At 54.8% G+C, this 14,481-nt stretch carries 14 protein-coding genes; 8 read left to right on the top strand and 6 right to left on the bottom strand.

Annotation, left to right across the window (positions count from 1 at the left end; all coding sequences use genetic code 11):
• Positions 1-43: 43 nt before the first annotated feature.
• Positions 44-2,818 (bottom strand): [protein-PII] uridylyltransferase, encoded by a 2,775-nt coding sequence (locus V7775_RS19800; protein ID WP_443070149.1) that lies wholly within the window; start codon positions 2,816-2,818, stop codon positions 44-46.
• An 8-nt stretch (positions 2,819-2,826) separates the two neighbouring features.
• A complete protein-coding gene (locus V7775_RS19795) occupies positions 2,827-4,011 on the bottom strand; it encodes a penicillin-binding protein activator (protein WP_335753683.1) in 1,185 nt (394 codons plus the stop codon).
• An 89-nt stretch (positions 4,012-4,100) separates the two neighbouring features.
• On the opposite strand from V7775_RS19795, the gene rsmI reads away from it, so the two are divergent.
• The 4 genes from rsmI to V7775_RS19775 are packed head-to-tail and all read left to right on the top strand — an operon-like array spanning position 4,101 to position 7,246.
• Positions 4,101-4,964 carry a 16S rRNA (cytidine(1402)-2'-O)-methyltransferase gene (rsmI, locus tag V7775_RS19790; RefSeq protein ID WP_335753648.1) on the top strand — a complete coding sequence of 288 codons (864 nt, stop codon included), beginning with the start codon at positions 4,101-4,103 and terminating at the stop codon, positions 4,962-4,964.
• A 5-nt stretch (positions 4,965-4,969) separates the two neighbouring features.
• A complete protein-coding gene (locus V7775_RS19785) occupies positions 4,970-5,350 on the top strand; it encodes a YraN family protein (protein ID WP_335753647.1) in 381 nt (126 codons plus the stop codon).
• 58 nt (positions 5,351-5,408) lie between these two features.
• The gene (gene gshB / locus V7775_RS19780; RefSeq protein ID WP_335753646.1) at positions 5,409-6,344 is read left to right on the top strand and encodes a glutathione synthase; all 936 of its coding nucleotides are present in this window, start codon (positions 5,409-5,411) and stop codon (positions 6,342-6,344) included.
• Positions 6,341-7,246: an alpha/beta hydrolase gene (locus tag V7775_RS19775; RefSeq protein WP_335753645.1), complete on the top strand. Its 906-nt coding sequence runs from the start codon at positions 6,341-6,343 to the stop codon at positions 7,244-7,246. Before gshB ends, V7775_RS19775 begins: the two co-directional genes overlap by 4 nt.
• Here V7775_RS19775 and V7775_RS19770 read toward each other — a convergent pair.
• The 4 genes from V7775_RS19770 to cobU all read right to left on the bottom strand — a co-directional run bounded on the left by V7775_RS19770 (position 7,218) and on the right by cobU (position 10,639).
• The gene (locus tag V7775_RS19770; RefSeq protein WP_335753644.1) at positions 7,218-8,732 is read right to left on the bottom strand and encodes a YifB family Mg chelatase-like AAA ATPase; all 1,515 of its coding nucleotides are present in this window, start codon (positions 8,730-8,732) and stop codon (positions 7,218-7,220) included. The two genes, V7775_RS19775 and V7775_RS19770, sit on opposite strands and share 29 nt — an antisense overlap.
• A 67-nt stretch (positions 8,733-8,799) precedes the next feature.
• Positions 8,800-9,477 (bottom strand): glutathione S-transferase, encoded by a 678-nt coding sequence (locus tag V7775_RS19765; RefSeq protein WP_335753643.1) that lies wholly within the window; start codon positions 9,475-9,477, stop codon positions 8,800-8,802.
• A gap of 59 nt (positions 9,478-9,536) precedes the next feature.
• Positions 9,537-10,121, bottom strand: coding sequence for a histidine phosphatase family protein (locus V7775_RS19760; RefSeq protein WP_335753642.1), 585 nt, complete (start codon positions 10,119-10,121; stop codon positions 9,537-9,539).
• Entirely contained in the window at positions 10,118-10,639 is a 522-nt protein-coding gene (cobU, locus tag V7775_RS19755) for a bifunctional adenosylcobinamide kinase/adenosylcobinamide-phosphate guanylyltransferase (protein ID WP_335753641.1), read from the bottom strand. Before cobU ends, V7775_RS19760 begins: the two co-directional genes overlap by 4 nt.
• A gap of 93 nt (positions 10,640-10,732) precedes the next feature.
• Between cobU and V7775_RS19750 the strand changes: the two genes are divergently transcribed.
• The 4 genes from V7775_RS19750 (at position 10,733) to V7775_RS19735 (ending at position 14,443) form a co-directional block, all read left to right on the top strand.
• Positions 10,733-11,611, top strand: a complete 879-nt coding sequence (locus tag V7775_RS19750) for an RNA polymerase factor sigma-32 (protein WP_335753682.1) — start codon at positions 10,733-10,735, stop codon at positions 11,609-11,611.
• A gap of 120 nt (positions 11,612-11,731) precedes the next feature.
• Positions 11,732-12,928, top strand: coding sequence for a bifunctional phosphopantothenoylcysteine decarboxylase/phosphopantothenate--cysteine ligase CoaBC (gene coaBC, locus V7775_RS19745; RefSeq protein WP_335753640.1), 1,197 nt, complete (start codon positions 11,732-11,734; stop codon positions 12,926-12,928).
• On the top strand, positions 12,925-13,386 hold the full coding sequence (dut, locus tag V7775_RS19740; RefSeq protein ID WP_335753639.1) for a dUTP diphosphatase: 462 nt from the start codon (positions 12,925-12,927) through the stop codon (positions 13,384-13,386). Before coaBC ends, dut begins: the two co-directional genes overlap by 4 nt.
• A gap of 1 nt (position 13,387) precedes the next feature.
• Positions 13,388-14,443, top strand: coding sequence for a HesA/MoeB/ThiF family protein (locus V7775_RS19735; protein WP_335753681.1), 1,056 nt, complete (start codon positions 13,388-13,390; stop codon positions 14,441-14,443).
• Positions 14,444-14,481 lie beyond the last annotated feature (38 nt).

Below are 14,481 nucleotides of genomic sequence, written 5' to 3'. Positions count from 1 at the left end.
GGGGTGCCTTTCAAATGGTTGGCATTGATCCTGCTGGTAATTTTCAGGTATCCGCCCGTTCCACACCTTCAACAATCGCTTCTCGCAGGCGTTTTTCCAGCGTGCGTTGTTTGCTTTCTGAGTGGTATTTGAGGCCAAACATGTCTTTGACGTAGAAGGTGTCAACAACCTGTTCACCGTACGTCGCGATGACCGCATTTGCGATGTAGACGTTTAGATCGGCCAACGTGCGCGCCAGATCATACAGCAATCCAGGGCGGTCACGGGTGTCGACCTCGATGATGGTGTAAATCTCGGAACCTTCATTATCAAAGCTGATGGAGGTGGGGACGCGAAATGCCTTTTCCCGCTTCTTGACCTTATCACGGGATTTGAGCGCATCGCGCGCGATCACCTCACCGCGCAGTGTTTTTTCAATCATCTGGCGTAGGCGCGGCAGTTTGGATGCTTCATAGGCATTGCCTTCGGCGTCCTGAATCCAGAATGCGTCGGTGACGTAGCCAGTTTTTGTTGTGTAGCTACGGGCATCCACAACGTTGGCCCCGACGAGTGCGAGCGCACCAGTGAGACGGCTAAAGATCCCGTGGTGATCTGGCATTACAAAACAGGCGCGCGTGGCGTCACGGTCTTCGTCGGGGTGGAGGTTGATGTTGATCACACTGTCGTCGATATCCCGGAACATCTTTGCAAATGCGACATGCGCGGTTACGTGCAGGCCTTGCCAGTAGGGATCGTAATAGCGAGATGTTTCTTCCTTGAGGGCCTTCTTGGGCCAATCCGGCAGCGCGGCACGTAGCGCCTTTTTGGCTTCTGTTCCACGGTTCTGGCGGTTCAGATCTTCGAGGCCAGTCTCAAGCGCGCGTTCGGTCTGCCGATAAAGCGCACGAATGAGGACGGCCTTCCAGTTATTCCACGTATTTGGTCCCACGCCGCGAATATCACAAACAGTAAGAACACAAAGCAGATCAAGGCGCTTAACGGTCTTAACAGCTTTGGCAAAATCACGGACTGTGCGGGGGTCTGCGATGTCGCGCTTTTGCGCCATGTCCGACATCAACAAGTGATAACGCACCAGCCATTCTACCGTGTCGACCTCGTCTTGTTTTAGACCCAGACGCGGTGCCACCTTGCGCGCAATCTGCGCACCAAGGATCGAGTGGTCTTCAGATCGACCTTTGCCAATGTCGTGCAACAAAAGGGCCACGTAAAGAACCTTGCGATTCACGCCACGTGTCAAGATCGAAGACGCTACGGGAAGTTCTTCTTCAAGCTCATTCTTTTCGATCATCGCGAGGTTTGCGATGGTCTGGATCGTATGCTCATCGACAGTATAACTGTGGTACATGTTGAACTGCATCATCGCCACGATGGGTTCAAATTCTGGGATAAAGGCAGCAAGCACACCCAGCTCATTCATGCGACGCAAGGCGCGTTCGGGGTTGCCGTGCTTTAGCAATAGATCAAGGAAAATGCGCTTTGCTTCGGGCGTGTTGCGCAACGTGTCGTCGATTAGATGAAGGTTGGCTTTGACCGTGCGCATGGCATCAGGATGGATCAACATACCAGTGCGCAGCGCTTCTTCAAAAAGGCGGAGCATGTTAACCGGATCACTCAGGAACGTTTCGGTGTCCTGAATGTCGATGCGGTTATGGGTGACCGAATAGCCCTTTTTGACCCGAGGTTTGCGGCGGAAGAGGCGTTCAAGCAGAGGCTCGGATTTTACGTGCATGTCTTCCAGCTTGGTCAGGAAGATGCGGGTGAGGTCTCCGACAATTGTCGCATGGCGAAAATAGGCCTGCATAAAGACCTCTACAGCGCGGCGGCCGTCACGGTCCTTGTATTGCATTGCTTCGGCTACGCTGACTTGCATGTCAAACGTCAACTGCTCGGTCGCGCGGTTGGTCAAAAGGTGAAGGTGTCCACGCACAGCCCAAAGGAAGTTCTCAGCGTCGCTGAAGGTTTTGTATTCATCTGCGCTGAAAACGCCCGCGCCGACCAGATCGGCGGCGTCTTCGACGTGGTGGATATATTTTGCGATCCAGAACAGCGATTGCAAATCACGCAACCCGCCTTTTCCTTCTTTTACGTTGGGTTCAACAACATATCGTTGACCTTGCTTTAGATGGCGGGCGTCACGTTCGGTCAGTTTGGCTTCGATGAATTCGTGACCTGACCCTGAAAACAGATCCCGCTTGAGCGTTTTGTCCAGTTTGTTGCATAGCTTTAGATCGCCGCAGACATATCGGTGCTCCAGCAGGGTGGTCTGGATTGTGAAGTCTTCGGTGGCGAGCTGCACACAATCACGGATTGTGCGGCTTGAATGGCCAACCTTTAGTTTGAGATCCCAAAGGATATACAGCATCGCTTCGATGACGTTGCTGGCCCATGGAGTGACCTTTGTAGGCACCAAAAACAGTAAATCTACATCTGAAAATGGTGCCATTTCGCCGCGCCCATATCCCCCCACGCCGATCACGCTCAGTGTTGCTGCACCTTTTGGCGCCGGGTACAGATGATTGACCGCTACCTTGAGGACGGATTTCACCATGCCATCGGTCAGGTAGGTATAAGACGCAGTCATTGCCTCAGCGTCAAACGGTTTTGCGGAAAATGAAGCGGCGATGGTGTCCCGCCCCTTAGTTTGCGCCGCGCGCAAAATCTTTACGGTTTCACTGCGCAAAGAGGTCTCAGAGCTATCTAACGCTGCTGCTGCCTCGATCTGTGCATCAATAGCGACACCATCATAGATGTCTACGGGATCGGCACTCAGACGGGGTATTATGGGGCCGTCTGAGTGCTTCGCTTTGGTTTTGCTCACTGATTTACTCAGAATCCAGCGCCGCTAAACGCTTTTGGAGCAGCTTCAAGCATTACGACTTGATTGTTGCGGACGGTAGCAACAGCCAGACCGCGCTGGTTTGTGCCGTCTGCGCGCAAGCGGAAGATGCCACTGGCACCCTTGAATCCAGCGCCTTGGGTCAATGCCGCACCAGTCAGAGCATTTTTCTTACCGCTTTTCACAAGTGACCCGACGGCCGCAATGCCATCAAATGCCAATCCTGCGATGTCCAACGGACGTTCGCCATAAGCGGCGTTGTAACGCGACGCAAATGCGGCACTTGGGGCAGGGTCAGGTAACGCGAACCAGCCGCCTTGAATGCCAGATAATGCGAGGGTCTGCGCAGGAATATCCCAACGTGTCAGCCCAATGTATTGCGATGATGCATTGGTAACGCCTGCGCTGGGCAATAGATCGGCCAACAAAGGCAACGCAGTTGCGGAGTTCGCGGTCATGAACAGTGCGTTGGCACCTGTGGTGCTCATGAGGGCCTTCACCTTTGGAACAGACGCGCGTACCGCTTCTTGGCTGAGGGCGTATTCAACTGAGCCTGATAGGGTTGCGCCATTTGCTGCGATGGCTTGCTGAATGGCGTTGCGGCCTAGCTGCCCTCCGATGTTGTCTGCATGTAGGACCACGATTTTGTCTTTGCCCGCGCGCTTTGCGTAGCTTACCAAACGGTTTGCAGTGTTATCAAATGTTGCTCCAAGCACAAAGACGTTGCCGCCTGCGATGGTTGTGTTGTTCGAGAACGACAAGACGTTAACGCCAGCTGGTGCCGCAGCATGACCTGCAGCGTTTGCAGCTTCACCGTATACGGGGCCCAAGATGATCTTGGCACCATCCGCCACAGCCTGAGCTGCCGCATTTGCGGCTGTGCTTGCTTTGCCTGCAGTGCCGTAAACGCGCAGGTCAATTTGAACGCCGTCCAGATCGCGAATCGCTAGGCGTGCAGCGTTTTCAAGGTTCTTTGCCAGAAGGTTGTCAGACGCGCTGCCGCCACGGGGAATCAAAAGGGCAACTGGTACAGGTGCATTGGGATCGATCTTAGGACCACCAGCAGTGCCTAATCCGCCAAGGGCAGCAGGATCACACGCTGAAAGGAGAATCGCGAAGATTGGTAATAACAATAGCCGCAGTGGCTTTCGGATGGTGCGCAGAATGGCAAACATGGTAACGGTACTCCCCAGAACGATGGCGTAGGCAACTGCCGACGCTAATACTGTGGCAATCATATCGTGTCCAAAGGGCGGGTCCAGCGTTGAATATCCATAAGCAGAAGTTAGTACCCGGTATTACATTCGTGGGTGTCCCAATTGGCACAGCCCGTGACATTACCTTGCGGGCGCTGGATGTGCTCGCCAGTGCAGACATGCTGGCCGCAGAGGACACACGTAGCCTGCTCAAATTGATGGACATTCACGGAATTCCATTGGATGGCCGCAAAATTACCGCGCTGCATGATCACTCTAGCGAGGGCGCTGTGATGCGCCTGATCAATGCCGTTAAAGATGGTAAATCAGTGGCCTATGCGTCTGAGGCGGGGATGCCACTTATTGCTGATCCGGGGTTTGAGCTGTCGCGCGCGGCGGCATTGGCAGGGGTGAATGTTACCTGTGCACCGGGGCCTTCTGCAGTGTTAACCGCACTTGCGTTGGGTGGTTTGCCCACAGATGCGTTCCATTTTTTCGGATTTTTGCCAAATGCCAAATCTGCCCGCTTAAATGGGCTGGAGGGGCTACGCGATACCCGCGCTACTTTGGTCTTTTACGAATCGCCCAAACGATTGGGCGCAATGTTGCGGGATGCACAGACTGCTCTGGGCGGCACCCGCAACGCCGCTGTCTGCCGTGAGCTGACCAAAAAGTTCGAAGAAGTACGGCGTGGAACACTAAACGAGCTTGCCGAATACTACAGCACGATAACCCCAAAAGGAGAGGTTGTTGTCCTTGTAGATCGCGGGGAGTTAGAAGTTGTTAACTCTGATGATTTAGAAACGTCGCTAAAGGCTGCCTTGCAGGATTTATCCATGCGGGATGCTGTTGACTTGGTTGCAAAGGCACACGCATTGCCGCGCAGACAGGTGTATCAAGCAGCTTTGGAGCTAAATACGCGAAAAGAGTGAACCGTATGACATCATCAGAAAATAAGATTCATCGTGGTGCTATGTCATTTCATGCGGGTTTAGCAGCCGAAGGGTGCGTTGCCCGAGATTACGAGCGGCGGGGTTTTACAATCGCGGATCAACGCTGGCGTGGCAAAGGCGGCGAGATTGATCTCATTGTGCAAGACGGTGATGCCCTGATTTTTATTGAAGTCAAACAAAGCCGTAGCTTTGATCGCGCAGCACTTAGCCTGAGTGAGGCACAGAGGCGGCGTATCTATAACAGTGCAGCTGAATATCTGGGCACACAACCGCGTGGAAGTCTGACTGATGTACGCTTTGACGTGGCGCTGGTGAACGGTCAAGGTGAGACACAAATAATTGAAAATGCCTTCGGTCACGGCTGAGGGCATTGCACCTGACCGCTTGCTTTGTCATCAAGATGACAACAGCAAGGATAAGCCCATGAAAATCGCCTTTCAGATGGACCCTATCGGGGACGTTGATATCAACGCAGACAGCAGCTTTCGCCTCGCCGAAGAGGCGCAGGCACGTGGCCATTCACTTTTCTTCTACACGCCAGATCATCTTGCGTACCAGGAAGGCCGGATAACTGCGCGCGGTCACGATATGACAGTCCAGCGCGTGGCAGGTGACCCTGCTGTGTTAGGGCCGTTTCGCGAAGTAGACCTCGCAGAGTTCGACGTTGTTTGGCTGCGCCAAGACCCCCCATTCGACATGAACTATATCACTTCGACACACTTACTGGATCGTCTCGCGGAAACCACATTGGTGGTGAACAACCCGTTTTGGGTGCGCAACTATCCCGAAAAGCTATTGGTCTTGGATTTCCCGGATCTTACGCCCCCCACAACAATCGCGCGTGATTTGACAACGATCAAAGAATTCAAAGAAAAGCACGGCGATGTTATTCTTAAACCGCTGTACGGTAATGGCGGCGCTGGTGTGTTCAAGCTGACCCGCGAAGACCGTAACCTCAGCTCGCTACATGAACTGTTTACCAGCTTCTCCCGTGAGCCGCTGATCGTTCAGAAATTCCTGCCCGACGTTGCTAAAGGCGACAAACGCGTAATTTTGGTGGATGGCGAACCCGTAGGTGCAATCAACCGTGTGCCCGCCGAAGGTGAAACGCGTTCGAACATGCATGTTGGTGGGCGCCCTGAAAAAATCGGGCTGACGGACCGCGACCTTGAAATTTGTTCGCGGATCGGCGGACTACTGAAAGAAAAAGGCCAGGTTTTTGTCGGGATTGACGTGATTGGTGACTACCTTACTGAAATTAACGTTACCTCCCCGACAGGCATTCAAGAGCTAGAGCGTTTTGACGGCGTGAACATCGCCGGAAAAATCTGGGACGCGATTGAAGCCAAACGCGCATGAGCGTGATGCAGCGCCTGCTGAACCCGTGGTTGCGGGCCGTTGAAAAGCGTCGCCTACGAACGGGAACACCAGCGGCGCTGCGAAAAGCGTTAGAAGTGCAGGCGCGTCTGTTTTTCCATGGGCCGCGCGGCACGCAGCAGCAATGGATATCCTACGGTGACATCCCTTGCAAAGAAATGACACCGCGCGGCAGTAATACTGAGCGGGTTCTTTTCTACATCCACGGCGGCGGATTTGTTTTTGGCAGTCCTGATACCCACAGTGCGATGGTGGCCCAGCTTGCAGACAGGATCGGCGCAAGGGCTGTCTTGCCGCGCTACAGGCTTGCCCCCGAAGCATCGTTTCCTGCGGCACCGCAAGATGTGCGCGCTGCATGGAACGGACTGCTGGCTACCGGTGTAGATCCGGCCAATGTGGTGATCGGCGGCGATAGTGCTGGCGGCGCGTTGGCCTTTGGACTGATTGCAACGCTGTGCGCTGATGGCGCAGCGATGCCCGGCGCGGTGTTCGGGTTTTCCCCACTGACGGATCTGACTTATAGCGGTGATAGCTTTCGCGCGAATGCCCAAAGTGATGTTATCTTGCCCGCCGAACGTGCTGAGGAATTGGCTGAACTGTTTTTAAAAGGCCAATCTGGCAGAGAGCCAAGTGTCAGCCCGCTGTATGGTCGCTTTGAAAATGCGCCTCCTGCTTGGGTCACGGTTGGAGATACGGAAATACTGTTGGATGACGCGCGCAGATTAATTGCGCGGCTGCAGGAAGATGGGGTGGAGGTCGAACTGGTCGTCGAGCATGACCTCCCCCATGTCTGGCCGATTTTTCACAACATCCTGCCCGAAGGTCGCCGCAGCCTTGATGCGCTGGGGCAATGGATCAGGCTAACGCAAAACTGGGAAGCCTAAAGCTGACCGCTTCGGCGATGTGGGGTTTGCGCACATTTTCAGAAGCGTCCAGATCAGCAATTGTGCGCGCAACCCTAAGCACACGATGATATCCGCGCGCAGACAGACCAAAACGTTCCGCTGCGCGCAGCAACAGTTCGCGCCCTTCTGCATCGGGTGCTGCGACTTGTTCCAGCACATCACCCTGCGCATCTGCATTGCATAACATGTCGGAATGGTCGGCAAATCGGTGTTCTTGTACCCCGCGGGCTTGGGCGACGCGTTCGGCGACCACAGCCGAGCTTTCGCCGGAAGATGGTAAGTCGAGGTCGCTATAACTAACTGGCGGTACATCGACGCGAATGTCAAAGCGGTCCATCAATGGGCCCGATATGCGCCCCAAATAGTCATCGCCGCAATGAGGTACCCGTGCGCAGGCACGGGCCGGGTCAGTCATGTAGCCGCATTTGCAGGGGTTGGCCGCCGCGACTAGCATAAAGCGGCAAGGGTATTTTACATGCGCGTTGGCGCGCGAAATCATCACTTCACCCGTTTCAACGGGTTGGCGCAGGGTCTCCAGAACATTGCGCGCAAATTCGGGGAACTCATCCATGAATAAGACGCCGTTATGGGCAAGGCTTACTTCGCCAGGTTTGGCATTGCGTCCACCGCCGATAATGGCCGCCATAGATGCAGTGTGGTGTGGTTCGCGAAAGGGTCGGGTACGGCTGATCCCACCTGCGTCCAAAAGGCCGGCAAGCGAATGGATCATGGAAGTACCAAGGGCTTCGGCGGCTGATAGCGGGGGCAGAATCGTCGCAAGGCGGGCGGCTAGCATTGATTTTCCGGAACCGGGTGTGCCCACCATCATTAGATGGTGACGCCCAGCAGCCGCGACTTCTAATGCACGTTTGGCGCGTTCTTGTCCCTTTACATCGCGTAGATCGCGGCTGTGTTCAATTAGCGCAACCTCCCCCGGCTCGGCGGGCGGTAGGGGAACCTGCCCCGTGTAATGGCGCACGACATCCCCCAATGAATGCGCTGCTATAACTTGGCATGCGTTTACCCATGCCGCTTCAGCACCGGAATCAGCGGGGCAAAGCAGGCTGCGATTTTCCTGTGCGGCGGCCATAGCCGCAGGGAGCGCGCCAACCACCGGAACCAAAGAGCCATCAAGCGACAGCTCGCCCAACGCGACAACAGTTTCCACAACGTCTTTGGGTAGAATTTCCAACGCTGCCAACAATGCCAGCGCAATGGGCAGATCAAAGTGGCTGCCTTCTTTGGGAAGGTCGGCGGGGCTTAGGTTTATGGTGATGCGTTTGGAGGGGAGCGCAATCGCCATAGAAGTGAGCGCGGTGCGGACGCGGTCACGTGCCTCGGACACTGCCTTGTCAGGTAGGCCGACAATGGAAAAGGCGGGAAGGCCGGGGGTGACGGCGCATTGTACTTCGACAATGCGCGCTTCAACCCCCTGAAATGCAACGCTGTAAGCGCGAGCAACCATCATCTATCTCCATCCCTACCGAATGGTTAATGGTAGGGCTTGGAGTCTTTAAGAATGGTTAATTTATCTAGACGGGCCAAGCAGCTGTGTTGCCCGTCGGAGGGTAGGGAAAAGGGTCGTAAGTGGTCTTTAACCCTTCAGCGCGCCATTGTTGAAAATCGGGATCACTGAGGGTGGTCATGCAATAGGCTTTGGTCGCATCGGATACGGGTAGGTTGTAGCCAATGATGCGTGCGCAAACTGGTGCATAGAACGCATCAGCCAAAGAATACGCGCCAAACAGCCACGGGCCATCGGTCGCTTTTTCACGAGCGAACGCCCAAAGCGTTTCGACCCTTGCGAGGTCTTTCTTTACCGCGTCAGATGGTTTGAAATCCGCGTCAATATGGGCCAACTGCATTGAGCAATCACCGCGTATTGCGCCAAATCCAGCGGTCATCTCCGCGCTTAACCAACGGGCGCGAATACGCGCAGAGGGATCAGCGGGCCACATGTTGGCCTCTGGATGGCGCTCTGCCAGCGTTTCAGCCATTGCAAGGCTTTCGCCTACAACGTCACCCTCGGGTGTGCGCAGAGCAGGGACAAGGCGTGCAGGGGCCAAATCGGCCATATCCTGCGCCATCGTGCCGCCGTAAAGGCCGATCAGATGTTCCTGAAAAGGAAGGTTGAATTTCTGCAGCATAAGCCAGCCGCGCAAAGACCAGCTCGAAAATGTGCGGTCACCAATATAAAGATCATATGTCATAAATCAGAGGGTACGCGTGGTCGCACCAAGGGGCAAATTCAAAAGCGTTTTGAATGACATCACGGGAGGTGATTGATCTGTTCAACGTTCCACTGTTCTTTGCCTTGGTGGCGCAAAGTCGTGACCGAAATATTGTCGATCTTGTGAGCCATCGCTTCATAGGCTGATACGCCTAACGCGCGTTGGACCTGGGTCAAGATCACACCAAAATGCGCGACTGCGATGATGTGCGCATTAGGGTGTGCTGTATTTAGGCGATCCACCACGGTATCGACACGCTCTGAGGTTTCATTCCAGCTTTCTCCGTCTGGTGCACGAATGTCACCGGGTTGCTCCCAAAAGGTGCGGCTAAGTTCGGGATCGCGCGCAGCGACGGCGTCAAATCGCATGCCGTCCCAAACGCCAAAATTCATCTCACGCAGGTCAGGGTCGTGGGGCAGGCGCGTATGGGTCGGTGCTGTAAGTGCGTCTGCAGTATGCACCGAACGGATCAAATCAGACGAAATCATCATCGCCTCTAGCGGTAGATGCGTGCGCACCCGTTCAATCAGTGCAGTATCCGTTAAATCAGCAGGAACATCGCGCCATCCGACAAATGATTTTTCATGGGTGGGCCCGTGGCGTACCCAGTGCCAAGTGGTCATGATAGCGCTCCTTTCAAGACTTGTGGCAAGCCGGCGACGACCATAACGGCAAGGTCTGCCTCGCGCGCTAATGCGATGTTTAACCTACCCTGAGCTTCGCGAAACAGCCGCGCTAGTTTGTTGTCTGGTACGATGCCATGCCCAACCTCATTGGATACGATGACCCACGGCGCTGGGCATCCTTGCAGAGCTTTCACAAGGGCGGCTGTCGCTATGACCAGATCATTTTCGGCCATCATCTGATTGCTGAGCCACATGGTTGCACAATCGATCAAGACGGGTGTGTTTGGGTCCAAATTCGCCAGCGGGGCGGTCAGGTCCATTGGCTCTTCGATTGTGACCCAACGCGCGTCACGCCGTGATTTATGTATTTCGACCTTAGAAAAAGTTTCGTCATCTTCAACACGGCCAGTCGCTAGGTAAATAACCCGTAACCTACTGCCAAGAATGTAGTTTTCGGCCCACTCAGATTTCCCTGATGCAGCGCCGCCGAGAATGAATGTACCGTTGGGCAACATTTCTGAGACCTTTTCCAAGCATTTTACAATTCAATGACTATTATTAACATGAGCCTACCGCAAGATGACGGCTTGGTTAATGGAGGCAGGCTGATGGTGACTGGGCGTACGCAGGACTTTTCGATAACCCGCACGGCGATGAAAGCTGAGCTTTTGGATGCTGAGACGGAGTTGAAATTAGCATATGCTTGGCGCGATGATCGCGATGAGGCCGCATTGCATCGTTTGATCACAGCTTACATGCGTTTGGCCATCTCGATGGCGTCAAAATACAAACGCTACGGGGCCTCGCGGAACGATCTCATTCAGGAGGCTAGCTTAGGCTTGATGAAAGCTGCGGAAAAGTTCGATCCTGATCGCGGTTTCCGTTTCTCTACCTATGCAACTTGGTGGATCAAGGCCTCTATTCAGGACCACGTCATGCGCAATTGGTCTATGGTGCGTACTGGTTCGACCTCGTCGCAGAAATCTCTTTTCTTCAATATGCGCCGTGTTCAGGCAAGACTGGAACGCGAGGCCGCATCGGCAGGTGAACCGCTGGACCGCCATCAGTTGCACCAAATGATCTCGACAGAGATTGGCGTGTCGTTGCGTGATGTGGAAATGATGGAGGGGCGTCTTTCGGGGTCCGATTATTCACTTAACGCTACACAGTCGGTTGAAGATGAAGGCCGCGAATGGATTGATGCGCTGGAAGATGACAGTGTGCAAGCGGCTGAGCTGGTCGAAGAACAACACGACACAGCGCAATTGCGTGCGTGGCTGGTGGCGGCGACGGGTGTTCTGAGCAAGCGAGAACAGTTTATTATACGCGAACGCAAGCTTCGCGATACGCCGCGTACATTGGCGAGCCTTGGTGATGAAATCGGCCTCAGCAAGGAGCGGGTGCGGCAACTGGAGGCAGGGGCCTTTAAGAAAATGCGGCAATCGCTTGAGGCGCAGTCGGACGAAGTATTCCACTTTTTGAACTGATGGTTTTGTGCCTGTGCACATCAAGATGACCTCAAGCTGTAACTTCCCAAAGTAGGGGTCTGGTGCTGCATGCCACTGCCGCCTATGTTGAGGTCGAAATGACGATCCGAGGGACGCACCATGCTTGCTGGAAAACACATCCTATTGATCATTGGGGGCGGGATCGCAGCGTTTAAATCGCTCGATTTGATCCGCCGATTGCGTGAACGTGGTGCAAGCGTGACACCAGTGTTGACCCGCGCAGGTGAAGAGTTTGTAACGCCTCTGTCGGTCTCAGCCTTAGCTGGAAATAAGGTGTTCCGCGATTTATTTGATTTGGGGGATGAGGCCGAGATGGGTCACATCCAGCTGAGCCGTGTTGCTGATCTGGTTGTTGTTGCCCCGGCGACCGCTGATTTGATGGCAAAGATGGCAGGGGGGCTGGCCAATGATCTGGCCTCGACGTTGTTGTTGGCTACAGACACGCCTGTGATGATTGTCCCTGCCATGAACGTTCGTATGTGGGAACACGCTGCAACCCAGCGCAACCTCACGACGTTACGCGGTGACGGGATCACGGTCGTTGGGCCAAATGAAGGCGATATGGCCTGCGGTGAACACGGCCCTGGCCGTATGTCAGAGCCAATGGAGATTGTCGCCGCTGTTGAAAACGCGCTCACGGATGGGCCGCTAAAAGGTCGTCGTGTGCTGGTTACATCAGGACCAACCCACGAACCGATTGATCCAGTACGCTACATCGCCAACCGATCGTCTGGCGCACAAGGGACAGCGATTGCTCGTGCATTGGCCGCTCTGGGGGCACATGTGGTTTTTGTCACGGGTCCGGCGGACGTAGCACCACCAGAGGGTGTCGAGGTGGTCCCCGTGCAAACGGCACAGCAAATGAAAGACGCGGTAGAGGCGGCCTTGCCAGTGGAAGCTGCGGTGTTCGCTGCTGCGGTAGCGGACTGGCGTGTCAGTTCGGCCTCTGATCGCAAGCTGAAGAAAACCAAAGACGGTCTGCCCGAACTTGAATTTGCCGAAAATCCCGACATCTTGCACGGCGTCAGTCAGATGAAGCAGGGGCGCCCAGCCTTGGTTGTCGGTTTCGCTGCAGAAACGAATGACGTGATTGAAAACGCCACTGCAAAACGGTTGCGCAAGGGCTGTGACTGGATCGTGGCCAACGATGTCTCGCCCGAGACGGGGATTATGGGCGGCAGCGAAAATGCAGTAACCCTGATCAGCAATGAGGGCGCAGAGGACTGGCCACGTATGAGCAAAGATGAAGTTGCGCAAAAACTGGCAGCCCGCATTGCTGCAGTGATCACCGCATGAGCGGCGTTAATATCGAGATGATTTGGGAACAAGGTGCCGATCGCACGCTGGGCCTTCCCACTTATGAAACCGCAGGGGCGGCAGGAGCCGATCTGCGGGCAAATCTACTAGATGAAACCCCCATCACTTTGGACACTGGTGCGCGGGCATTGATCCCAACTGGGCTGCGCCTTGCAATTCCCGAAGGGTATGAGGTGCAAATCCGTCCTCGTTCGGGGCTTGCTCTGAAACACGGGATCACTTTGCCCAACAGTCCCGGTACAATTGATGCGGACTATCGCGGACCGCTTGGGGTGATATTGATGAATTTGGGCGATGCTACGTTTACCGTTGAGCATGGCATGCGCATTGCACAGATGGTTGTGGCGCCTGTGGTGCAGGCGAAGTTTTCCATCGTCAAAGCACTGGATGAAACCGCGCGCGGCGCAGGGGGCTTTGGCTCCACGGGAACGGAATAGCATCGTGTTAGTATTTGTACTTGCAGGGGTCATTTGGGGGTTGGGTGCCGTCCTGCATACGCCGCGTTCGATGCGCTGGATCATGATAGCGGTATTGCTGGCTGGTGTGATTACAGGCCAACTGCTTCTACCAGAGGGCCATCCATTTCGCGATGCAACTGGAGGAAGTGCCGCAATCTGGCTCATCGTAGCTGTCATCGGCCTGCTGATCTGGGCGTATTCACGCATCATCATTCGGGTGCGCCAGCGCACTGGTGTGGATACCCAGCAACCCGAGGTATCAGGGGGCAAACAAGGCAGCTTTTCCGAAACCGAACTGAACCGCTATGCCCGTCACATCATTTTGCGCGAAGTCGGCGGTGCAGGGCAAAAGGCACTAAAGAATGCAAAGGTGTTGGTGGTTGGCGCGGGTGGCCTTGGTGCGCCCGCCCTTCAATATTTGGCGGCTGCAGGAGTTGGCACCATCGGCGTGATTGATGCCGATACCGTCGAGAATACAAACCTGCACCGACAGGTGATCCACAAAGATGCCTCCATCGGCATGCCCAAGGTGTTTTCTGCCAAGGCCGAAATGGAAGCGCAAAACCCCTTTGTGCAAGTGCGCGCTTATGATCGGATATTGGATGCCAGCATCGCACCAGAGTTGATTGCCGAATATGATCTTGTGCTTGATGGGACGGATAATTTTGAAACACGCTATCTGGTGAACGCCACCTGTGTTGCGGCAGGCGTTCCACTGATTTCTGGCGCGCTCAGCCAATGGGAGGGTCAGCTTAGCATCTTTGATCCTGCTAATGGCGCACCCTGCTATCAGTGCATTTTCCCCAAAGCACCCGCGGCCCATCTTGCGCCCAGCTGTGCAGAGGCAGGCGTGATTGGCCCGTTGCCCGGCGTGGTGGGCGCAATGATGGCTGTTGAAACGGTCAAAGTGATCACTGGCGCTGGCGCGCCGCTGCGCGGGCAGATGGTAATCTATGACGCACTTTACGCTGAAAACCGCACAATCCGAATAGCGCCACGCAGCGATTGCCCGATCTGCGCCGAAATCCAAAGCTGATTATTGTATCCCCCTCTTGGCATCTTACCTTGAGGGCA

It is taken from the genome of Sulfitobacter sp. (genome assembly GCF_036960155.1).
Lineage (GTDB): Bacteria > Pseudomonadota > Alphaproteobacteria > Rhodobacterales > Rhodobacteraceae > Sulfitobacter.
This window is presented reverse-complemented; position numbering and strand designations above follow the sequence as displayed.

Bases quoted from the DNA above. Each gene is read 5' to 3' on its own strand.
- V7775_RS19775 (WP_335753645.1), top strand. From the start codon at position 6,341: ATGAGCGTGATGCAGCGCCTGCTGAACCCGTGGTTGCGGGCCGTTGAA.
- V7775_RS19765 (WP_335753643.1), bottom strand. From the start codon at position 9,477: ATGACATATGATCTTTATATTGGTGACCGCACATTTTCGAGCTGGTCT.
- V7775_RS19750 (WP_335753682.1), top strand. From the start codon at position 10,733: ATGGTGACTGGGCGTACGCAGGACTTTTCGATAACCCGCACGGCGATG.
- gshB (WP_335753646.1), top strand. From the start codon at position 5,409: ATGAAAATCGCCTTTCAGATGGACCCTATCGGGGACGTTGATATCAAC.
- dut (WP_335753639.1), top strand. From the start codon at position 12,925: ATGAGCGGCGTTAATATCGAGATGATTTGGGAACAAGGTGCCGATCGC.
- V7775_RS19770 (WP_335753644.1), bottom strand. From the start codon at position 8,732: ATGGTTGCTCGCGCTTACAGCGTTGCATTTCAGGGGGTTGAAGCGCGC.
- cobU (WP_335753641.1), bottom strand. From the start codon at position 10,639: ATGTTGCCCAACGGTACATTCATTCTCGGCGGCGCTGCATCAGGGAAA.
- V7775_RS19795 (WP_335753683.1), bottom strand. From the start codon at position 4,011: ATGTTTGCCATTCTGCGCACCATCCGAAAGCCACTGCGGCTATTGTTA.
- V7775_RS19785 (WP_335753647.1), top strand. From the start codon at position 4,970: ATGACATCATCAGAAAATAAGATTCATCGTGGTGCTATGTCATTTCAT.
- coaBC (WP_335753640.1), top strand. From the start codon at position 11,732: ATGCTTGCTGGAAAACACATCCTATTGATCATTGGGGGCGGGATCGCA.
- V7775_RS19760 (WP_335753642.1), bottom strand. From the start codon at position 10,121: ATGACCACTTGGCACTGGGTACGCCACGGGCCCACCCATGAAAAATCA.